The 19,981-nt window shown below is 67.3% G+C and carries 18 protein-coding genes and 1 pseudogene; 14 read left to right on the top strand and 5 right to left on the bottom strand.

Going from position 1 to position 19,981, the window contains the following annotated elements:
• A pseudogene (locus G3N98_RS39985) lies at window positions 1-368 on the top strand (hypothetical protein); the annotation flags it as partial.
• Here G3N98_RS39985 and G3N98_RS40410 read toward each other — a convergent pair.
• Window positions 344-1,345: a hypothetical protein gene (locus G3N98_RS40410; protein ID WP_346779117.1), complete on the bottom strand. Its 1,002-nt coding sequence runs from the start codon at window positions 1,343-1,345 to the stop codon at window positions 344-346. The pseudogene G3N98_RS39985 and the gene G3N98_RS40410 sit on opposite strands and share 25 nt — an antisense overlap.
• Here G3N98_RS40410 and pgaA point away from each other — a divergent pair.
• From pgaA to G3N98_RS31135, 8 genes are all read left to right on the top strand, one after another.
• Entirely contained in the window at window positions 1,299-3,173 is a 1,875-nt protein-coding gene (gene pgaA, locus G3N98_RS31170; protein ID WP_346779116.1) for a poly-beta-1,6 N-acetyl-D-glucosamine export porin PgaA, read from the top strand. The two genes, G3N98_RS40410 and pgaA, sit on opposite strands and share 47 nt — an antisense overlap.
• Before the next feature lie 18 nt (window positions 3,174-3,191).
• Complete coding sequence (pgaB, locus tag G3N98_RS31165; RefSeq protein WP_089475640.1) at window positions 3,192-5,282, top strand: poly-beta-1,6-N-acetyl-D-glucosamine N-deacetylase PgaB; 2,091 nt, start codon at window positions 3,192-3,194, stop codon at window positions 5,280-5,282.
• The gene (gene pgaC, locus G3N98_RS31160; RefSeq protein WP_089427762.1) at window positions 5,279-6,550 is read left to right on the top strand and encodes a poly-beta-1,6-N-acetyl-D-glucosamine synthase; all 1,272 of its coding nucleotides are present in this window, start codon (window positions 5,279-5,281) and stop codon (window positions 6,548-6,550) included. The genes pgaB and pgaC overlap by 4 nt, the downstream gene beginning before the upstream one ends.
• Window positions 6,528-7,016 (top strand): Biofilm PGA synthesis auxiliary protein PgaD, encoded by a 489-nt coding sequence (locus G3N98_RS31155; protein WP_089474626.1) that lies wholly within the window; start codon window positions 6,528-6,530, stop codon window positions 7,014-7,016. Before pgaC ends, G3N98_RS31155 begins: the two co-directional genes overlap by 23 nt.
• Window positions 7,017-7,134: 118 nt before the next feature.
• Window positions 7,135-8,958, top strand: a complete 1,824-nt coding sequence (gene glmS, locus G3N98_RS31150; RefSeq protein ID WP_089427764.1) for a glutamine--fructose-6-phosphate transaminase (isomerizing) — start codon at window positions 7,135-7,137, stop codon at window positions 8,956-8,958.
• On the top strand, window positions 8,955-10,223 hold the full coding sequence (locus G3N98_RS31145) for a hypothetical protein (RefSeq protein ID WP_206150350.1): 1,269 nt from the start codon (window positions 8,955-8,957) through the stop codon (window positions 10,221-10,223). Before glmS ends, G3N98_RS31145 begins: the two co-directional genes overlap by 4 nt.
• Before the next feature lie 326 nt (window positions 10,224-10,549).
• Window positions 10,550-11,383, top strand: a complete 834-nt coding sequence (locus tag G3N98_RS31140; RefSeq protein WP_206150349.1) for a cytochrome c — start codon at window positions 10,550-10,552, stop codon at window positions 11,381-11,383.
• Window positions 11,384-11,417: 34 nt separating this feature from the next.
• Window positions 11,418-11,897 carry a GNAT family N-acetyltransferase gene (locus G3N98_RS31135; RefSeq protein ID WP_175238352.1) on the top strand — a complete coding sequence of 160 codons (480 nt, stop codon included), beginning with the start codon at window positions 11,418-11,420 and terminating at the stop codon, window positions 11,895-11,897.
• Window positions 11,898-11,989: 92 nt separating this feature from the next.
• On the opposite strand, the gene G3N98_RS31130 is transcribed toward G3N98_RS31135, so the two are convergent.
• The 3 genes from G3N98_RS31130 to G3N98_RS31120 all read right to left on the bottom strand — a co-directional run bounded on the left by G3N98_RS31130 (window position 11,990) and on the right by G3N98_RS31120 (window position 15,002).
• A complete protein-coding gene (locus G3N98_RS31130; RefSeq protein ID WP_206150348.1) occupies window positions 11,990-13,255 on the bottom strand; it encodes a Zn-dependent hydrolase in 1,266 nt (421 codons plus the stop codon).
• Window positions 13,248-13,772, bottom strand: coding sequence for an L-2-amino-thiazoline-4-carboxylic acid hydrolase (locus tag G3N98_RS31125; protein WP_089474620.1), 525 nt, complete (start codon window positions 13,770-13,772; stop codon window positions 13,248-13,250). The genes G3N98_RS31130 and G3N98_RS31125 overlap by 8 nt, the downstream gene beginning before the upstream one ends.
• A 63-nt stretch (window positions 13,773-13,835) precedes the next feature.
• On the bottom strand, window positions 13,836-15,002 hold the full coding sequence (locus G3N98_RS31120; protein ID WP_206150347.1) for a branched-chain amino acid ABC transporter substrate-binding protein: 1,167 nt from the start codon (window positions 15,000-15,002) through the stop codon (window positions 13,836-13,838).
• Window positions 15,003-15,178: 176 nt separating this feature from the next.
• Between G3N98_RS31120 and G3N98_RS31115 the strand changes: the two genes are divergently transcribed.
• The 5 genes from G3N98_RS31115 (at window position 15,179) to ahpF (ending at window position 19,347) form a co-directional block, all read left to right on the top strand.
• Window positions 15,179-16,075, top strand: coding sequence for a LysR substrate-binding domain-containing protein (locus G3N98_RS31115; RefSeq protein WP_089474618.1), 897 nt, complete (start codon window positions 15,179-15,181; stop codon window positions 16,073-16,075).
• 89 nt (window positions 16,076-16,164) lie between these two features.
• On the top strand, window positions 16,165-16,383 hold the full coding sequence (locus G3N98_RS31110; RefSeq protein WP_089474617.1) for a ribbon-helix-helix protein, CopG family: 219 nt from the start codon (window positions 16,165-16,167) through the stop codon (window positions 16,381-16,383).
• On the top strand, window positions 16,377-16,742 hold the full coding sequence (locus G3N98_RS31105) for a type II toxin-antitoxin system VapC family toxin (protein ID WP_089474616.1): 366 nt from the start codon (window positions 16,377-16,379) through the stop codon (window positions 16,740-16,742). The genes G3N98_RS31110 and G3N98_RS31105 overlap by 7 nt, the downstream gene beginning before the upstream one ends.
• A gap of 314 nt (window positions 16,743-17,056) precedes the next feature.
• Complete coding sequence (ahpC, locus tag G3N98_RS31100; RefSeq protein ID WP_006488685.1) at window positions 17,057-17,620, top strand: alkyl hydroperoxide reductase subunit C; 564 nt, start codon at window positions 17,057-17,059, stop codon at window positions 17,618-17,620.
• Window positions 17,621-17,748: 128 nt separating this feature from the next.
• A complete protein-coding gene (gene ahpF / locus G3N98_RS31095; RefSeq protein WP_206150346.1) occupies window positions 17,749-19,347 on the top strand; it encodes an alkyl hydroperoxide reductase subunit F in 1,599 nt (532 codons plus the stop codon).
• 95 nt (window positions 19,348-19,442) lie between these two features.
• Here ahpF and G3N98_RS31090 read toward each other — a convergent pair.
• A partial coding sequence (locus G3N98_RS31090) for an extensin (protein WP_206150345.1) occupies window positions 19,443-19,981 on the bottom strand: 539 nt, incomplete at its 5' end.

The following is a 19,981-nucleotide window of genomic DNA, read 5'->3' as shown; positions in this document are numbered from 1 at the left end:
AGTCGGCGCATGCGCCGCCCGTGACGCTCGCGGCCGGTACGCACGCGGCATCGGCCTACGGTCGCGCCGCCACGCGGCACGGCGCCGCGCACCGTGCGCAGCGTGCCGAAGCGCTGGCCGGCACGAGCAGGCGCATGGACTTCGCGCCCAAGCCCCGGCCGGATGGCAGCGACACCATGCGCATGCAGACGGCCAGCATCACGCACGCGGAGCTGGAAAGCGCGCGTGCGCTGGCGAAGGCGCGCTCGTGCGCGGTGATCGACGAATGGGACTGCGTGGAACAAAACGCGAGCCGGGCACTCGCGATCGACCCCAAGAACAGCGAATCGCGTGCATTGCTCGGTCAGGCGATCCGCAACCGGCTGTAAGTCGGGTCCGCATCGCCGGGCACTCGCGGCCCGGCCACGCGACGTGCGACGACGTGCGTCGTCAGGCGGGCAACCGACGTGATCGTGTCAATAGGAGGACACCTCGTGGACAACAATCGGAAACAACAATGCACCACCGTCGCTCCGTCCAACCGACGGCTCCTCCTGCATGCGCCGCTGGTGTTGCTGCTCGTTGCGTCCGGCCCCTGCTTCTCCGCCGACGGCGATCCGGAAGCGGGCCGCGTCAACGAATTCGCCGGGACCCACGGCGCCCCGGATGCGGTGCCGAGCGGCGGGCAGCCGATGGTCGTGTCGATCCAGATTGCCCAGGCCGAGGTCGCCCCGCCCCCGCATGAGCCGACACCGATCGCGCGGGCGTCGGATGCGTCGATGCAGATCGCGCAGGCATCGACCCCGCAGCCGCCGACCGTGCCGACCACGGTCGTGGTGGAACCGGAGGCGCCGCCATCGAGCGCCGCCGCGCCGGATGCGCGTTCGCCGGAGACGGCGAACACGCCGGCACCGGTCGCACCGACATCGACAGCGCCGATGCTGCTTGCGCAGGCCGAGAACGCCCGCCCGCCCGAAGCACCGACGCCTGCCGCCTCGACGGCGTCCGACGCGTCCGCATCCCCTTCGCCGGCGCCGATCGCACCGCCTTCGGACACCCCGCCGAAGATCGAACGAGCCGCACCCGCCACGCCGCCGCTCGCGCCGACGCAAACCGCGCAAGCATCCGGCACCCCGATGCCGAACTCGCCCTCGCCCGTTCCCCAGATGCCTGGCTCGCCGCCGCCGTCGTCCCCGGCGCCGAACTCGCAGACGCCCGGCGCCCAGCTGCCCGGCGAGCCGACACAGCGATCGCAGGGACCCGACGTCGAAACGCCGAATGCCCAGGCGCCGAATCTGCGTACCGCCGACGTCGAGACCGTGCGCAACGACGTGTTCGGCCTCGCGGCGAGCGGCGGCGCGGTCAAGGCACTCGACGAAGCGAAGGCACGGCCCGATGCGTTCTCCGCCGTCGACATCGCGCAACTGGAAGAACTGTCGATTCGCCAGCAGGTGCGCGGCGGCCGTGACAAGTCGCGCTCGATGACGAGTCCCGACCGCTTCGACGGGATCGACAACGCGCTGCGCGCGGCAGACGACCTCGACAAGCGGATACCGGCCACGCCCGAGTACACGCCGGTCCGGACTGCGCTCGCGGGCGACCGGACGGTCGCCCTTGCGGCACGCGGCGACATGAAACAGGCCGTCGCGACGTTCGAGACGATTCCGTCCAACGCGGAAATCTCGATCGACGCGCTGGCAGCCGTGGGCGACGCCTACCTGTACCTGAGCGAACCGGTCAAGGCGAATGCCGTGTACCAGCGCGCGCTGACGCAGGCGACCGCGTCGCCGACGGATCGCGCGACCCGCGGCTTCCAGTACGGCGAGCGCACGCGTCCGATCGAACTGCGCGAAGGGCTGTTCTGGTCGTACGTCGACCAGGGACGCGCGGCGGACGCAAAAAAGGCGCTCGACGACATGGGCGCGTCGCTGCCGCCGGCCAAGCAGGTGACCAACGTCGGTCCGGGAGAAAGCGACTATCTGCGCTACTACCGGCTGCGTGCGCAATACCTGGTCTTTACGGGTCACCCCGATGAAGGGATCGCCGCGCTCGAAGAGCTCGAGAAGGAGGTGCCGTTCAACGCGGAGGTGCGCGCCGCGCACGCCGACGCGGTGTCGGGCCAGTCGCATCCGCGCCAGGCGATCGCGATGTATCGCGCGTCGCTGACCGACCACCCCGACAGCGTCGAGATGCTCGCGGGCCTCGGTCGCGCATCGCTCACGGCCGATGACTACGCGACCGCGAAGTACGTCGACCAGATGCTGGACAACACGTTCCCGGACAGCGGCGCCGTGCGGGGCTTCAAGCGCGACTACAAGGCGTACCGCAGCCCGGTGTTCACCACCGACCTGAGCTTCGAGCACGGCAACAGCGCACTGGCCGACAACAGTTTCACGTCGGACAGCTACCTCTATTCGCAACCGTTCGGCGACAACTGGCGGGTCTTCGCGCACACGTTCTACGGCCATGCGCAAACCGACAGCGGCAGCGTCAGCCGCACGCGCACGGGCATCGGCGGCGACTACCGGCACGGGCCGCTCACCGTGCTGGGCGAAGTCACGCGCTCGCTCGGCGGGGACGGACGCACGGGCGGCCGCGGATCGATCGCGTACGCGCTGAACGACTACTGGACCGTCAGCGGCGGACTCGATTCCAACGACAACTCGCTGCCGTGGAAGGCGTACGCCGCGCACATCTGGGGCCGCTCGGCGAACGTGTCGGTGGTGTATCGCCAGAACGACCGTCGCGAGGTCAAGCTGAGCTACGGCGTGAGCCGCTACAGCGATTCGAACTTCCACCAGGAGATCTCGGCGACCGCCACGCAGCGCGTGTACACGACCGCCACCCAGCAGGTCAACGTATCGCTGGATCTCGGCACCGACAGCAACACGCGCAAGGACGCGCCCTACTTCAGCCCGGGCCGCGACTACGCGGCCGCGGCGACCGTCATGCACCAGTTGACGCTGTGGAAGAAGGGCGACATGGGGCTGCAACAGCGCGTCTCGGTGTCCGGCGGCATGTACAACGAGCGCGGCTTCGGCACCAGCGCCCTGTGGAGCGCGCGCCTCGAGCACGCGTGGACCTTCAAGCACGACATCACGCTGAGCTATGGCGTGGAGGTCAGCAGCCACGCGTACGACGGCCAGCGCGAACGCTCCGAAACCGGCTTCATGTCGGTCAACCTGCCGTTCTAGCAAGGAGATCGAGCAATGCTGCAATCCAGACGGACCTTCATGTGCGGATGCATGGGCGCATTTGCCGCCTGTTCGCTGTTTCCGGGCGTGACCAATGCCAGGATGATCGACCTGCTTCCGCCGTCCGATCCGGCCGACGGCAAGACGTTTCGCGTGATCTGCATGCATGACGTGCGCGACAACCTGATGGCGACGTTCAACTCCGGTACAGCGATGGTCGACGCGTTCGCGGTCGATACCGGCACACTGACCGCCATCTTCTCGTGGCTGCAGACCAACAACTACCACACCATCACGGTCAAGCAGATCGAGGAGTCGCGGCACGGCGGCAAGCCGCTGCCGCCGCGCTCGGTGCTGCTCACGTTCGACGACGGCTTTCGCAGCCACTACACGAAAGTGCTGCCGCTGCTCGAGCGCTTCAAGTATCCGGCGGTGATGGGCCTCGTCACCGCGTGGATCGACACCCCGCCGGATACGCCGATCCGCATCAGCGACAAGGTTCAGGTGCCGCGCGACTATTTCCTGTCGTGGGACGAGGTGAAGAAGCTCGGCCAGTCGCCGTTCGTCGAGCTCGGTTGCCACACCCACAACCTCCATCACGGCGCGGTCGCGAATCCACAGGGCAACGAATTGCCGGCGACCACGTCGCATCTCTACCTGCAAGACCAGAAACGCTATGAAACCGACGCCGAATTCCACGCACGCGTGCACGACGACCTGCAGACTTGCGTGCGGCAGATCCGCGAACGCACGGGCATCGTCGCACGGTCGATGGTGTGGCCATACGGCGCGGAAAACCAGCCGGTGCGCCAGATCTCGACGTCGCTCGGGATGGACATCCAGTTCAGTCTCGATGCCGGCCCGAATACGCCGGACGTGCCGCTGGACCGGCTGCGGCGGATCCTGATGATGTACGACGTCGACATCGGCGGGTTCGAGCGCTCGATGCGCGAGCCGGCGTCGAACCGCGGCGACGTCGACGTGCCCGAGCGCATCGTGCAGGTCGATCTCGACCAGGTCTACGATCCGGACCCCGCGCGGCAGGAAGCGAATCTCGGCAAGCTGATCGAGCGCATCTACCGGATGCAGCCGAAATCGGTGTATCTGCAGGCGTATGCGGACCCGAAAGGCACCGGCGTGGCCGAATCCGTGTATTTCCCGAACCGGCACCTGCCGATGCGCTCCGACCTGTTCTCGCGTGCCGCGTGGCAGCTCAACACGCGCGCCAACGTGCAGGTGTATGCCTGGATGCCGGTGCTCGCGTTCCGGCCGCCGGCCGACAAGCTGCGCGGGCTCGAGGCCGTGAGCGCCTACGGCGGCGCGCCGGCCCGCGAGAACGGCACGCGCACGTTCCGGCTGAGCCCGTTCGATCCGGATGCGCGGCTGATGATCCAGCAGGTCTACGAGGATCTCAGCAAGCACGCTTCGTTCAGCGGCATCCTGTTCAGCGACGACGCGGTGCTCGACGACTACGAGGATGCGGGCCGGCACGCGCTGCGCATCTATTCGCAGTGGGGGCTGCCGGCCGACGTCGGCAAGATCCGCGAGAACCCCGACCTGCTGAAGCGCTGGACGCGCCAGAAGTCGCGCTACCTGATCGACCTGACCAAGCAGCTGGAACAGATCGTGCTGGCCCACCAGAACGTGGGCGACGTGCTGACCGCACGCAACATCTTCGCGATGCCGGTGCTCAAGCCCGAATCGGAAGCGTGGTACGCGCAGAACTACGACGATTTCCTCGCGACCTACGACTACGTCGCGCTGATGGCGATGCCGTACATGGAGCAGGCGAAGGATCCCCAAGGCTGGCTGGACCAGCTCGTGAAAGCCGTGCACGCGAAGCAGCGCGGGCTGCAGCGCACCGTGTTCGAACTGCAGTCGTACGACTGGCACGCACAGAAGCCGGTGCCGGCCAGCACGCTGCTCGCGCAGATGCGACGGCTGCGCAGCGAAGGCGCGGTGAATTTCGGCTACTACCCGGACAACTTCCTGAACGGGCAGCCGGAACTCGACGCGATGCGCGACGTGATGTCGCTGAAGTCCCGCCTCGACCCAACCTCGATCAACGCGCTGATGCAACAACATACGCAGGGGACGAAGACGCCATGACCACCCACAGCATCATCCAGCGCCTGCAGGATTTCGTCTTCTACTACCCGTTCTTCATGTCGTACCTGTGGATGATCGGCGGCGTCGTGCACTACTTCCTGCTCGAGGAAGGCCGCGAGCTGTCCACGCGAACGATCGCGTCGAGCGGCATTCCGAAGATCTCGATCGTCGTGCCCTGCTTCAACGAAGCCGCGAACGCGCGCAGCGTGATCAGCCACCTGGACCGGATGCAGTATCCGAACTACGACATCATCGCGGTCAACGACGGCAGCCAGGATCGCACCGGCGAGATCCTCAACGAGCTGGCCGTCGAGATCCCGAGGTTGCTCGTGATCCATCACGCGCGCAACGAAGGCAAGGCGGTCGGGCTCACGACCGCGGCGGCCGTGTCGAACGCGGAATACCTGCTCTGCATCGACGGCGATGCGCTGCTCGCGCATGACGCGATCGGCTGGATGCTCGAGCATTTCCTGACCGATCCGGGCGTCGGCGCCGTGACCGGCAACCCGCGCATCCGCACGCGCACGTCACTGCTCGGCCGCATGCAGGTCGGCGAATTCTCGTCGATCGTCGGGCTGATCAAGCGCACGCAGCAGGTGTACGGCCGCATCTTCACGGTATCCGGCGTGATCACGATGTTCCGCAAGACCGCGCTCGCCGACGTCGGCTACTGGAGCTCGGACATGCTGACCGAGGACATCGACATCAGCTGGAAGCTGCAGTGCCGCGACTGGCGTGTCGTGTACGAGCCGCACGCACTGAGCTGGATCCTGATGCCGGAGACGGTGAAGGGCCTGTACCGGCAGCGGCTGCGCTGGTCGAAGGGCGGCATCCAGGTGCTGATGAAGTACGCGGGCACGCTCGCGCGGCCGACGCAGATGATGATGTGGCCGCTGTTCGCCGAGTACCTGATCGGCATCGCATGGGCGTACTCGATGACGTTCATCCTGCTGCTCGCGCTCATCAATGTCGTGTACCCGCTGCCGCAAGACTGGCACGTATCGGTCGTGCCGCACTGGCACGGCATGCTGCTGGTCGCCACCTGCATCCTGCAATTGATCATCGGCAGCATGATCGATCGTCGTTACGACGAAAAACTCCTGATGTATTTCCTGGACACCATCTGGTATCCCGTCGCCTTCTGGCTGATCAGCATGATCACCACCGTCGTCGCCCTGCCGGCCATCGTGCTGCGGGGCCGAGGCAAGCGGGCCGTATGGGTCAGCCCCGACCGAGGCATTCAACATGAAGAACGCGCCGATTATTGACCTTTCCCTGCGCGCACCGCGCGAACTGATCGCCGAGCGCGGTCGCATCATCGGGTCCGTGCTGACCATCTGGTTCCGGCTCTTGCGGCCGGCGCTGGTGGGGGCCGTGTGGGCATCGATCTGCATCTACACGTACCGCTACCTGCTGCCGTTCAATCCGGCCGAGATGCCGATCGAGCAGATGGTGTTCTACGCGACCAGCATCGCGCTCATCGCGGGCACCATCGTCATGTGGCTGATCGCCGGACGCGTCGTGCATCCGCTGGCCTACCGGCTGCGCGTGTCGAAGATACTGCGACGCTCGGCCAGCGCGAAGGTGCGCTCGGTGCCGCCGACCGTGCTGGCAAGCGCCCGCCGGCGCGGCGCGCGGCGCACGACGCGCATTCTCGTCGCGTCGCACGACGCGAACGGCTCGATTTCCGACATCGAATGGGTAGCCCACGCGGGGCCGCAGCCCCGCGAGTAGGTCAGCGGAGATGCGTCGCTGCGCACGGGGATGCCATTCGTGCGACGCGGCGTCACTCCAGATACCGCGCTGCCGCACTTTGCCGGCAGCCCGGCAACCTTTGTGGACGAGGTGAAACATGTGCGGAATCGTCGGAGCAAGCGGCCTGAACAATCAAGTGCCGCAACTGGTCAATGCGCTGAGCAGGCTCGAGTATCGCGGCTACGATTCGTGCGGCATTGCCGTACAGGACGAAGGCCGGCTGCGCAGCGAACGCACGTTGCGGCGCGTGACCGACCTGCAGGCCCGCGTGCTGACGCTGGGCCTCGAAGCGCAGACCTGCATCGCGCATACGCGCTGGGCAACCCACGGCGCACCATCCGAAATGAACGCGCATCCGATCATGTCGGGCGACACGATCGCGGTCGTGCACAACGGCATCATCGAGAACCACGACGCGCTGCGCGTGGAACTGCGGGAGCGCGGCTATACGTTTCGCGGCCAGACCGACACCGAGGTGATCGCGCACCTGATCCACAGCCTCTATCGCGACGACCTGTTCGACGCGGTCGTGCGCGCCGTCAAGCGGCTGCACGGCGCGTACGCGATCGCGGTGCTGAGTGCGAAAGAGCCGCAGCGCCTCGTCGCCGCGCGCGCCGGCTCGCCGCTCGTGATCGGCATCGGCGCCGAGCAGAACTACCTCGCGTCGGACTGCGCGGCGCTCGGCGACCTGACCGACCGCTTCGTCTACCTGGAAGACGGCGACGTCGCGCTGATCACGCCGGACCGGATCGCCGTGGTCGACTCGGGCGGGCACGAGGCCCAGCGCCCGCTGTGCCATGTGAAGGCGCGCGAAGGCGACGCCGCGCTCGGCCCGTACCAGCATTTCATGCAGAAGGAGATCTTCGAGCAGCCGAAGGCGATCGCCAGCACGCTCGACGGCATCGACACGATTTCGCCGGCGTTGTTCGACGCGACCGACGGCACGCGCGCGCTGCTGTCGCGAGTGAGGAACGTGCTGCTGCTCGGCTGCGGCACCAGCTACTACGCGGGGCTGACCGCGAAGTACTGGCTGGAGGCCATCGCGGGCGTGCCCGCCCAGGTCGAGATCGCCAGCGAATTCCGCTACCGCGAGACGGTGGCCGATCCGCGCACGCTCGTCGTCGGCATTTCGCAATCGGGCGAGACGGCCGACACGATCGGCGCGATCGAGCAGGCGCGCGACATGGGCCAGGAACTGTCGATGGCGATCTGCAACGTGGCGACCAGCACGATCGCGCGCAACGCGCCGCTGCGGTTCCTGACGCGGGCCGGCATCGAGCTCGGCGTCGCGTCGACCAAGGCGTTCACGACGCAGCTCGTCGCGCTGTTCGTGCTGACGCTGACGCTCGCGCAGCTGCGCGGCCGGCTCGACGCGAAGCAGGTCGCGCTGCACCTGAAGCAGCTGCATGCGCTGCCCGAGCGCATCGGCCACGCACTCGCGCTCGAAACGCAGATCATGGGCTGGGCCACGAAGTTCGCACGCACCGAGAACGCGCTGTTCCTCGGGCGCGGGATTCATTTCCCGATCGCGATGGAAGGGGCGCTGAAGCTCAAGGAGGTGTCGTACATCCACGCGGAAGGCTATGCGGCCGGCGAACTGAAGCACGGCCCGCTCGCGCTCGTCACGAGCGCGATGCCGGTCGTCACGATCGCGCCGGACGACCGCCTGTTCCAGAAGCTGAAATCCAACATGGCCGAGGTACGCGCGCGCGGCGGACGGCTCTACGTGCTGGCCGGCGACCAGCTCGGGATCGACGCCGACCGCGACACGCACCTGATCCGCGTGCGCGAATCGGGCGACGTGCTGTCGCCGATCGTCAACGTGATTCCGCTGCAACTGCTCGCCTATCACGTCGGCTGCGCGCGCGGCGCCGACGTCGACAAGCCGCGCAACCTCGCGAAATCGGTAACCGTCGAATGAAGGGTCGAACGCGCCCGGCACAGGCGGTCGCGCAGTGCGTCGCGGCCGCGCTGTGCGGCGCATGCGGCATCGTCACGGCGATGCCGCCCGCCTTCGCCGCCACGCCGGTCGTGCATACGGTCACCGTGCAGGGCGCCCCTTCATCTCGCCCGGCCGTCGATCCGCGCAGCTTCATGCACGGCATCGGCGTGGCCGACGCCGGCAACGGCAAGCGCTGGGTGTTCTTCAGCAGCTCGGGTGTCGTGCCGCGCGGCGCGATGCGCGGCGGCAGCTGGCCGCATGACGTGTACGTCGGCGAATGGCTGCCCGGCAAGCCGAACCTGCTGCACGTCCGCCCGTTCATCAGCCGCCCCGAGGCGCAGGAGCCCGTGTCGATCGCGCAGAACGCGCGCGGCGACATCTTCGTCACGTTCGAGGACGGCTGGAACGCGCCGCAGGAAGTCAGCCAGCGCTACGGCGTCTACCGCCGCGACCTGAAGCCGATCAAGCCCTATCCGAACGACGTCGAATCGGGCGGCCACTCGGGGCATGTCGCCACGGCGGCCGACCGCTTCGTCGTGTTCTATTCCGCCGACTGGATCGACGGCGGCGGCGTCGACAACCTCGGCACCGGCAACGGCGTGTACGTGAAAACCTACGACGCGGCCGGGCGCGTGCTGAACCATGTCGCGGTCGCGCCGCGCCGCCGCGAGTGGTGGCCCATCGTCGCGGGCTCGCCGCACACCGCGCTGCTCGTGTGGCAGAAATACATCGAGGGCAGCACGGACGCGACGCTCGAATACGCGATGTTCGACCCGGTCACGGCGAAGCTGGACAAGCTGGGGACGCTGAACGACGCGATCCAGTACTACGTGTATTCGTCGGCTTACGTGCCGGAGATCGACCGCTTCATCGTCGTCACGACGACGGCGGACGATCGCGGCGTCGCGATGCTGATCGCGCCGGACGGCCGCCGCACGGCGACGCTCGACTGCCTGCCGGCGTCGGTGCGCGAATCCGGCATCGGGGTGTCGGGCACGCATGCGTACGTACCGAGCCGCGACGGGCGGCTGCTGACGCTGGCGCTCGGGCCGGCGGACATTTCGGTGAGCGGCGCGCAGCGTTCGCCGATTCCGTGGGGTTTGACCGGTATCGCCGGCTTCCCGGGGAGCGGCACCGCGATGCATTTCGTGTCGCTGACGCCGTCGGGCACGCGCGAAGCCGATTTCGAACCGGCCCGGGAAACGCCGATGCCGAAGAGCGCAGTGCCTTGTTCGAGTCATTGACGGCGGCGTGGTAACGGGCAGGATCACCGTGAACGCGGCGGGCCTGCATGCTCTCGTCCTCGCCTCCCGGCCTCCCGGCCTCCCGCCCTCCGGTTCCCGCCGCTTTCGCTCCTTCGCGCTCAAGCCACGCCGCGCAATACCGCATCCTTCGCGCAGCCTGACTCCCAGGCGCGCTGCCAGCGGCTTGCCCGATCATGACCGCCCGCCCCCTTCCCGCGCCGCAGTCGCCAGCGCCGCGCGTACCGGATAGACTGTCGCCCGATTCCTTCCATCGGCCGCGGCGTCCGCCTCCTGTCGCCGCCGGAACGCCCTTTCCCGGAGAACGAATGCTGAAGCGCCGGTGGTTTTCGCTTTTGCTGCTGACGGTTTGCCTGATCGGACAACGCGCGTCGGCCCAGTCCGCGCTTGAACTCGAGACCGACGGCACGGCCCGCGCCCTCACCCGGCAGACGCTGCTCGCGCGCCCCGATGCCGCCGACATCCACGTGCCGCGCGACATCGCGTACGGCCGGCCGATGACGTTCCGCGCGGTGCCGTTTGCCGACCTGCTCGGCGACAACCTGCCGGCCGACGGCGTGCTCGAAACCCGTGCCGCCGACGGCTTCGCCGCGCAACTGCCGCTGGAGCTCGTGCGCCGCCACACGCCGGCCGGCGCCGTTCCGTGGCTCGCGATCGAGGATCCGGCGCATCCGTGGCCGAAGCTGCCCGGCAAGAAAGTCAGCGCCGGGCCGTTCTACCTGGTCTGGCTCGGGCCGGACGCGTCGTCGGTGCGCGGCGAGCAGTGGCCGTACCAGATCGTGCGCGTCACGATCGAGTCGTCACCGCTCGCGCGCTGGCCGTCGCTCGCCGTCGATGCCGCGCTGCCCGCGAACGATCCGGCTCGCGCGGGCCAGCACCTGTTCGTCACGCAATGCCTCGCGTGCCACCGCCTCGACGGCGCGGGCAGCAGCCATGCCGGCCCCGACCTGAACACGCCGATGAACCCGGTCGACTACTTCCAGCCGGCCGCGCTGCGCCGCTATATCCGCAACCCGGCGTCGGTGCGCGACTGGCCGGGCCGCAGCATGCCGGCGTTTCCGCCCGACCAGCTGAGCGACCGCGAGCTCGACCAGATCGTCGCGTATCTCGCTTATATGGCGCGGCGCAAGGCCGCCCAGTAACGCGCGGCTGAATCGAATGACTCGAGGAACGTTGATGACGTCAGGCGATACGCTGTTCACCATCGCACCGATCGATGCCGCGCAGACGCACCCGCTGCGCGCGATGATCCTGCTGAATGGCGATCTGGATGCGAGCGCGCTGGCCGGCGACCTTGCGCCGACGACGCTGCACGTCGGCGTACGCGACGCGTCGGGCATCGTCGCCGTTGCGTCGCTCTGCGAGGAGCTGCGCGAAGACGATCCTGCGCGACCGGCATGGCGGCTGCGCGGGATGGCTGTCCACCCTGCCGTGCGCGGCTTGGGCTTCGGGCGCGTGCTGGTGCAGGTTTGCGTGAGGCACGCGCAAGCGCGTGGGGCCGCGCTCGTGTGGTGCACGGCACGCGAGACCGCGTACCGGTTCTATGAAAAGCTCGGGTTCACGGCCGATGACGCGACGATCACGATGCCGGGGCGCACCGATACGGCGTTCCATGTGATGCGGCGGTATATCGATCGGCAATCGCCGGCGGGCTGACGCGAACCGCACGTTCGCGTGGTCAGGCGGAAAGCGACGCGGCCCGGCCTGGAGGGCACCCTCCCGCCGGACCGTCGCCGTCACACTCGGATTCAGGCTTCCTGCGCGCTCCGCAGCACCGCACGCAACAGCACGTCGGCGCCCGCTGCCGCCCACTCGGGCGTAATCGCTTCGGCTTCGTTGTGGCTCAGCCCGTCGACGCACGGCACGAAGATCATCCCCGTCGGCGCGACGCGCGCGACATAGCACGCGTCATGACCGGCGCCCGACACGATATCCATGTGCGACAGCCCGAGCGCCTGCGCCGCCTCACGCACCGCGTCGATGCAGCGCGGCGCGAACGGGATCGGCGCATACGTGAAGATCTGCTCGATCTGCGCACCGAGACCCATTTCGTCGGCCACCCGTGCAAGTTCCGCGCGCAGCGCCGCGTCGAGCTCGTCGAGCACCGCGTCATCGGGATGACGGAATTCGACCGTGAAGAAGCAGCCGCCCGGCACGGTATTACGCGAGTTCGGCCGCGCCTCGATCATCCCGACGGTCGCCCGCGCGTACGGCGCGTAACGGCGGCCGAGCACTTCGACGAACGAGATCATCCGCGCGGCGCCGACCAGCGCGTCGCGGCGGAATTCCATCGGCGTCGTGCCCGCATGTGCGTCGACACCGGTGAGCGTCACCTCGTACCAGCGCTGCCCCTGCCCGGCCGTCACGACGCCGATCGTCTTGCCGGCCCGTTCGAGAATCGCGCCCTGTTCGATATGCAGCTCGTACGCCGCATGCACCGGATAGCCGCCGACGGGCTCGGCGCCCGCGTAGCCGATCCGCGCCAGTTCCTCGCCGATCGTCCTGCCTGCGCCATCGGTGCGCGACAGCCCGTATTCGAGTGTATAGACGCCCGAGAACACGCCGGCCGACACCATCGCCGGCGCGAAGCGCGAGCCTTCCTCGTTGGTCCAGATCACGACGTCGATCGGGCGTTCGGTCTCGATGCCCGCGTCGTTCAGCGCGCGCACGACCTCGAGCCCGCCGAGCACGCCGTAGATGCCGTCGTAGCGGCCGCCCGTCGGCTGCGAATCGGCGTGCGAGCCGGTCATGACGGGCGCGGCGTCGGGGTTGCGCCCCGCGCGGCGCGCGAACACGTTGCCCATCCGGTCCACGCGCACCGTGCAGCCGGCGTCTTGCGCCCATTGCACGAACAGGTCGCGCGACTCGCGATCGAGATCGGTCAGTGCGAGGCGGCAGACGCCGCCCTTCGGCGTCGCGCCGATCTGCGCCATCCGGTCGAGCGACGCCCACAGGCGGTCGCCGTCGACGCGCGGCGCGCTCACGCTTTCGGCAATCGTGTTGTCGTCACGCATCGCCGTTCTCCGGCGCCGCTTGCCGCGCGTAACGGAAATCGCAGCGCTTGCCGCCCTGCATGATCGTGCTCGTCCGCGTGAGCGCGATGTCCGGCGCATAGCCCTGGATGAAATAGCTGTCGCGCGCGCAGCTCAGCAGGTGCCCGATCTCGCCGAGCCCCATCGCGTGATACATCTCCGCGTAGCTGCAGCGATGCACGTCGTAGTCGTAATGCGCGTCGTCCGCACGCCGCACCTCGACGTCGAGCGCATCGTCCTTCTCCCACAGCACCTGCAGCGCGATGAACGACTTCACGCTCGTGCCATCCGGTTCCTGCGCGGCGAACGTGCGGCCGGCGTCCACTGCCGCGCCGCGCACGGCTTCCGCGATCACGGCCTGCGCGCGCTCGGCGCCGAACTCGCGCTTCATGATCTCGTAGATCGGCTTGATGATTTCCGCTTCGATGCGGCGCCGCGCGAGGATCCCGAGGCGCGTGTCCTCGGGTGCGGCGGCGGATGTCTGGGTGGCTTCGGTCATGGGGATCGTCTTGGTTGTCTTATCGCTGTGTCGGCTGTGTCGTGCTGTGTCGCGATGGGTCGCTTACTTGGTCGCGGTGCGCGAGCCGCCAAGCACGTCGACGACGGTCCACTTGCCGCCGCGCACCTGGTAGATCGTGAAGGCCGGGTCCTTCAGGTTGCCTTCGTTGTCGAACGCGATCCGCCCCGTCACACCGGGCCGGTCGATCGCACGCACCGCCGCGACCAGTTTCGCCGGCTGCGTCGTGCCGGCCTTCTGCGCGGCCGCGATCAGCGTGGCGGCCGCGTCGTACGCGAACGGCGCATGCAGCTCGATCGGCGCGCGAAAGCGCGTCTGGTATTGCGTATCGAACGCCTTGCCGCCCGGCATCCGGTCGAGCGGCAGGCCCGGTTCAAGCGCGGTCACGCCGTCGCCGTCCTTGCCGGCCAGCGACAGGAAGGTCTGGCTCACGAAGCCGCCCGCGCCGAGCAGCGGCGCGTTCACGCCGAGCTGGCGCATCCGGCGCGAGATCGGCGCGGCCTGCGCATCGAGGCCGCCGAAGAACACGAGATCCGCGCGCTTGCCCTTGATCGCGGTCAGCACGCCGCTGAAGTCGGTCGTCTTGTCGTTCACGTACTGGCGATCGACGATCGTGCCGCCGTTCGCCTGCACGCCCTTGATGAACTGGTCGGCCAGGCCCGCGCCGAACGACGTGCGATCGTCGATCACCGCGATGCGCTTCGCCTTCAGCGTCTTCACCGCATACGCGCCGGTGAAATTGCCGCCCGCGTCGTCGTGACCCATGATGCGGAAGGCCGTCGTGTAACCCTGCTGCGTGTATTGATGGCCGGTGGACGCCGGCGCGATCTGCGGGATGCCCGCATCGCGGTAGACGCGCGACGCCGGCACGCTGCAGCCCGTGTTCCAGTGGCCGACGACGCCGATCACGTGCTGGTCGACGAGCTGCTGCGCAACCGCGACGGCCGTGCGCGGATCGGATTGATCATCGGCCGCGACGAGCTTGTAGACGACCGGCTTGCCGCCGATGGTCGGATGCTTCGCGTTCGCGTCGTCGATCGCGAGTTGCGCGCCGTTCTGCAGATCCTTGCCGATCCGCGCGGACGGGCCGGTGAGCGGCGCGGCGAGACCGATCAGGACGGTCTGCGGCGCGGATTGTGCGAACGCGGGAACGGAGGCGACCAGGGCGGCCGCCGAGAATGCGAGGCTGGCGTGAAGAAAGGCGATTTTCATGTGGGGGATCAGCGGATCGAATCAAAACATGAAAAATATTAAATATTCAGCACCCAAACCCCAAATATCCAATTGTTGGATGCTTATGCCGTTCCCGACACATTAACCTACATCACTGTAAATACAGGGTATTTTCATGTTGTCGCTTACCCTGACTTTTCGATAAAATTCGACACATGAAAAATATAGAACAATTGCCGCACGATCCGCCGCTGCGCGCGGTGCGTGCGTTCGAAGCATTCGCGCGCCTCGGGTCGGTCACTGCGGCGGCGGGCGAACTCGACATCACGCCGTCGGCGGTCAGCCATCAGCTGCAGCTGCTCGAAGCATTCATCCAGACGCCGCTGACCGTGCGCGAGGGTCGGCTGCTCGCGCTCACCGACGAAGGCCGCGACTACTACCGCTCGATCAGCGCCGCGTTCTCGGTGCTGCGCAGCGCGACGCGCTTCGTGCGCGACCGCTCGTCGCTGCGGCAGATCACGGTCAGCCTGATTCCGCTGCTCGGCATCGGCTGGTTCATTCCGCGGCTGCATGCGTTCCTGGCCGACAACACGGACGTCGACGTGACGGTGCTGTACGCGCATCACCGCAACTACCGCAGCGATGCATCGGACCTGTCGATCCGCTTCGGCACCGGCGACTGGCCCGGCTACCGCTGCGAACGGCTGCTGCCGGGCGCGATGGTGCCGATGTGCAGCCCGTCGTTCCTGAAGCGCCACGGGCCGTTCCGCACGCCGGCCGATCTCGCGCGCGCCCCGCTCGTGCACGACGAGGATCGCAGCACGTGGGTCAACTGGCTGCAGGGCGCGGGCGTCAAGCACGTGTCGCATGCGGTCGGGCCGATGTTCGAGGACGGCCAGCTCACGCTGAGCGCCGCGCGCGCGGATCTCGGCGCGGCCTTGCTGCGCGCACCGCTGGTCGAGCGCGAGCTGGCGAATGGCGAGCTCGTGAAGCTGTTCGATCACGTGCTCGACGACGGCCGCGATTACTACCTGTGCACGCGCGAGGACGCGGACATGCCGGACGGGGCCAGGCGGCTGGCGGAGTGGCTGAGGAAGATGGCGGGGATTTGAGCGGAGCGCCTTACCGCCTCACCCCACCCGAGCCTTGCGCGACCTCAACGGTACATATATGATATACATATCGTATATCGGAGGATGCCATGAGCCGGATTCTGGTTGATCTGTCGAACAGCCAACTCGACGAGTTGGCCGCCATCGTCGAGACTGAGCGTCGTCCCCGCGCCGCCATCATCCGCGACGCGATCGATGCCTACATCGCCCTGCACAAGCGTCCGCTCGCGGACGACGTCTTCGGTCTCTGGAAAGATCGCACCGTCGATGGGCTCGCTTATCAGGAAGAACTGCGCTCAGAATGGTAAAAGCTCTCTTCGACACCAATATCCTGATCGATTATCTGGGCGGCGTGGAATCCGCCCGCACGGAACTCGGCCGCTATGACTATCGAGCGATCAGCGCGATCTCGTGGATGGAGGTTCTCGTCGGCACGTCCTCACATAATGAAGCCGCGATGCGCGCTTGGCTGTCGTCGTTCGATGTCATCGCGCTCGACGAAGCAGTTGCCAATCGTGCCGTGACCATTCGCCAGGAACGCCGCATACGCCTGCCCGACGCGATCGTCTGGGCATCGGCACAAGTGAACGGGCTGTTGCTCGTTTCGCGCAACACAAAAGACTTCCCAGCCACCGAACCCGGCGTTCGCGTGCCATACCAAATCTGAATCGAGGGGCGCGGTTGCGCGCCCTCTCCCCGCCGCGCCCCCATCCGACCGCACTCGACGATTCCTCCACCGTCCGGAAGGCACCGGATAATCGCCGGCACATCACACCGCCCCTCAATGTCGCCCAAATCGGACGGGGGATCTCCCCCGTCCAACGCTTAAAAAGCACCGCCCCGCACACCCCACCCAATCAAGGGCCGGAAGCAGATAGAAATTCCTGATGCCCCGGATTGAAACAAGCAATTTCACAAGCTCAGGGTGAACCCGGATACTGGCAACACTCCACTCACCACTGACGAAAAGGAATTGTCCAGATGCCGATCATCAACACCCAAATCAAGCCGTTCAAGGCAACCGCATACCACAACGGCGATTTCGTGCCCGTCTCGGAAGAGAACTTCAAGGGCAAGTGGTCCGTCGTCGTGTTCTACCCGGCCGACTTCACGTTCGTCTGCCCGACCGAGCTGGGCGACCTCGCCGACCGTTACGCGGAATTCCAGAAGCTGGGTGTCGAAATCTACGGCGTGTCGACCGACACGCACTTCACGCACAAGGCATGGCACGACACGTCGGACACGATCGGCAAGATCAAGTACCCGATGATCGGCGACCCGACGCTCACGCTGTCGCGCAACTTCGACGTGCTGATCGAGGAAGAAGGGATGGCCCTGCGCGGCACGTTCGTGATCAACCCGGAAGGCGAGATCAAGCTGTGCGAAATCCACGACAACGGCATCGGCCGCGACGCAGGCGAACTGCTGCGCAAGGTGCAGGCGGCGCAATACATCGCGGCGCACCCGGGTGAAGTGTGCCCGGCCAAGTGGACGCCGGGTGCGGAAACGCTGACCCCGTCGCTCGACCTGATCGGCAAGATCTGACGATCGCGCCGCGCGCCTCGCACGAGGCGCGCGAGCCTCCCGATGACGGGCCGCCGCGGCATGCGGCCCGCGCCCTCCTCCGGCACGACGTGCCCGACCAGAATCATTAATACGGAATACGAAACGCCATGCTCGACGCCAATCTCAAGAATCAACTCAAAGCGTACCTCGAAAAGATCACGCGCCCGATCGAACTCGTCGCCTCGCTCGACGACAGCGCGAAATCGCAGGAACTGCTGGCGCTGCTGAACGAGATTGCGTCGCTGACGGATCGCGTGACCGTGACCGAACGCCGCGACGACGCCGAGCGCAAGCCGTCGTTCTCGATCGGCGAGCCCGGCAAGCCGGCCGGCATCCGCTTCGCCGGCATCCCGATGGGCCATGAATTCACGTCGCTCGTGCTCGCGCTGCTGCAGACGGGCGGCCATCCGATCAAGCTCGACGACGACGTGATCGAACAGATCCGCGCGCTCGACGGCGACTACGCGTTCGAGACGTATTTCTCGCTGTCGTGCCAGAACTGCCCGGAAGTCGTGCAGGCGCTGAACGTGATGTCGCTGATCAACCCGCGCATCCGTCACGTCGCGATCGACGGCGCGCTGTTCCAGGGCGAAGTCGAGTCGCGCCAGATCATGGCCGTGCCGACGATGTTCCTGAACGGCGCCTCGTTCGGCCAGGGCCGCAGCAGCGTGAAGGAAATCCTCGCGAAGCTCGATACGGGCGCCAGCGCACGGGCCGCGAAGTCGCTCGAGACCAAGCCGGTGTTCGATACGCTGATCGTCGGCGGCGGCCCGGCAGGCGCGGCGGCCGCGATCTACTCGGCGCGCAAGGGCATTGCGACGGGCGTCGTCGCCGAGCGTTTCGGCGGCCAGGTGCTCGACACGATGGCGATCGAGAACTTCGTGTCGGTGCAGGAAACCGAAGGGCCGAAGTTCGCGACCGCGCTCGAACAGCACGTGAAGCAGTACGACGTCGACATCATGGACGTGCAGCGCGCCGACGCGCTGATTCCGGGCGACGTGCACCAGATCCGCCTCGCGAACGGCGCGGTGCTGAAGGCGAAGACGATCATCCTCGCGACCGGCGCGCGCTGGCGTGAAATCAACGTGCCGGGCGAGCGCGAATACCGCAACCGCGGTGTCGCGTACTGCCCGCACTGCGACGGCCCGCTGTTCAAGGGCAAGCGCGTCGCGGTGGTCGGCGGCGGCAACTCGGGCGTCGAGGCCGCGATCGACCTCGCCGGCATCGTGAAGGAAGTCACGCTGATCGAATACGGCGCGCAACTGCGCGCGGACGAAGTGCTGCAGCGCAAGCTGCGCAGCCTGCCGAACGTGACGATCGTCACGCAGGCACAAACGACCGAGCTGACCGGCGACGGCAGCAAGCTGAACGGGCTCGTCTACAAGGATCTGCGCTCGGGCGACACGCAGCGCATCGATCTGGAAGGCGTGTTCGTGCAGATCGGCCTCGTGCCGAACACCGAATGGCTGAAAGGCACGGTCGAACTGTCGAAGCACGGCGAGATCGTCGTCGATGCGTGCGGCGCGACGTCGGTACCGGGCGTGTTCGCGGCCGGCGACGTGACGACGGTGCCGTTCAAGCAGATCGTGATCGCGGTCGGTGAAGGCGCGAAGGCATCGCTCGGCGCGTTCGACCACCTGATCCGTCAGGACGTTGCACCGGTTGCCGCAGCGCAGCCGCAGGCCGAGGAAGCAGTCGCCGCGTAACGCGCGTCAGCCCGTCGGCACAACAGTTTGTCTCTCTTGGCCCCGCATGCTTTGGTCGGCATGCGGGGTCCTTTTTATTCCGGATGCGATGACGGTTACTTGGTCGCGGTCGGGCCGCCGTCCGCTGGCGCAGGCGCCGTCGACTTGAAGCTGCTCGACTGCCTGACCAGTTGCTCGGTCATCGCGGCGGCAACCGGATTCGCACCCGACGACGAACTGCCCTGCCGGGTTGAACCGCTGCCCGATGACATCGACGGCATCGACGACATCGACGGCGGCGGCAACGACGGGTCGAGTTTCGCCGATTCCCTGACGAGCGCGGCCGTCTCCGGCGTTTCGGATTTCGTTGCGGAGGGGGCTGCGGCCACGTGGCGTTCGAGGCCGTCGCGCTTGCGCGGCGCACGTTGCGTGACCTGCGCGGGTGCGGGTGCGGCCTGCTGCACGGGTTTGGCGGCCGGCGGCGGCGAAGGCGGGGTCGAATCCTGCGCGTCGACGGTCACGACGTTGACCTTCGGCGGCGGCGGGCTCGGCTTCGTCACCGGCTGCGGTTTGTCGCTGACAACCGGCACGGCAGGCGCAGCGTCGACGCGCGCGGTGATGGCCGGCGCAGCAGGTGCCGGTGCGGGGGGCGGCG

It is taken from the genome of Burkholderia sp. Tr-20390, assembly GCF_017104595.1.
Classification (GTDB): Bacteria; Pseudomonadota; Gammaproteobacteria; order Burkholderiales; family Burkholderiaceae; genus Burkholderia.
This window is presented reverse-complemented; position numbering and strand designations above follow the sequence as displayed.

Bases quoted from the DNA above. Each gene is read 5' to 3' on its own strand.
- pgaC (WP_089427762.1), top strand. From the start codon at position 5,279: ATGACCACCCACAGCATCATCCAGCGCCTGCAGGATTTCGTCTTCTAC.
- G3N98_RS31155 (WP_089474626.1), top strand. From the start codon at position 6,528: ATGAAGAACGCGCCGATTATTGACCTTTCCCTGCGCGCACCGCGCGAA.
- glmS (WP_089427764.1), top strand. From the start codon at position 7,135: ATGTGCGGAATCGTCGGAGCAAGCGGCCTGAACAATCAAGTGCCGCAA.
- G3N98_RS31145 (WP_206150350.1), top strand. From the start codon at position 8,955: ATGAAGGGTCGAACGCGCCCGGCACAGGCGGTCGCGCAGTGCGTCGCG.
- G3N98_RS31140 (WP_206150349.1), top strand. From the start codon at position 10,550: ATGCTGAAGCGCCGGTGGTTTTCGCTTTTGCTGCTGACGGTTTGCCTG.
- G3N98_RS31135 (WP_175238352.1), top strand. From the start codon at position 11,418: ATGACGTCAGGCGATACGCTGTTCACCATCGCACCGATCGATGCCGCG.
- G3N98_RS31130 (WP_206150348.1), bottom strand. From the start codon at position 13,255: ATGCGTGACGACAACACGATTGCCGAAAGCGTGAGCGCGCCGCGCGTC.
- G3N98_RS31125 (WP_089474620.1), bottom strand. From the start codon at position 13,772: ATGACCGAAGCCACCCAGACATCCGCCGCCGCACCCGAGGACACGCGC.
- G3N98_RS31120 (WP_206150347.1), bottom strand. From the start codon at position 15,002: ATGAAAATCGCCTTTCTTCACGCCAGCCTCGCATTCTCGGCGGCCGCC.
- G3N98_RS31115 (WP_089474618.1), top strand. From the start codon at position 15,179: ATGAAAAATATAGAACAATTGCCGCACGATCCGCCGCTGCGCGCGGTG.
- G3N98_RS31110 (WP_089474617.1), top strand. From the start codon at position 16,165: ATGAGCCGGATTCTGGTTGATCTGTCGAACAGCCAACTCGACGAGTTG.
- G3N98_RS31105 (WP_089474616.1), top strand. From the start codon at position 16,377: ATGGTAAAAGCTCTCTTCGACACCAATATCCTGATCGATTATCTGGGC.
- ahpC (WP_006488685.1), top strand. From the start codon at position 17,057: ATGCCGATCATCAACACCCAAATCAAGCCGTTCAAGGCAACCGCATAC.
- ahpF (WP_206150346.1), top strand. From the start codon at position 17,749: ATGCTCGACGCCAATCTCAAGAATCAACTCAAAGCGTACCTCGAAAAG.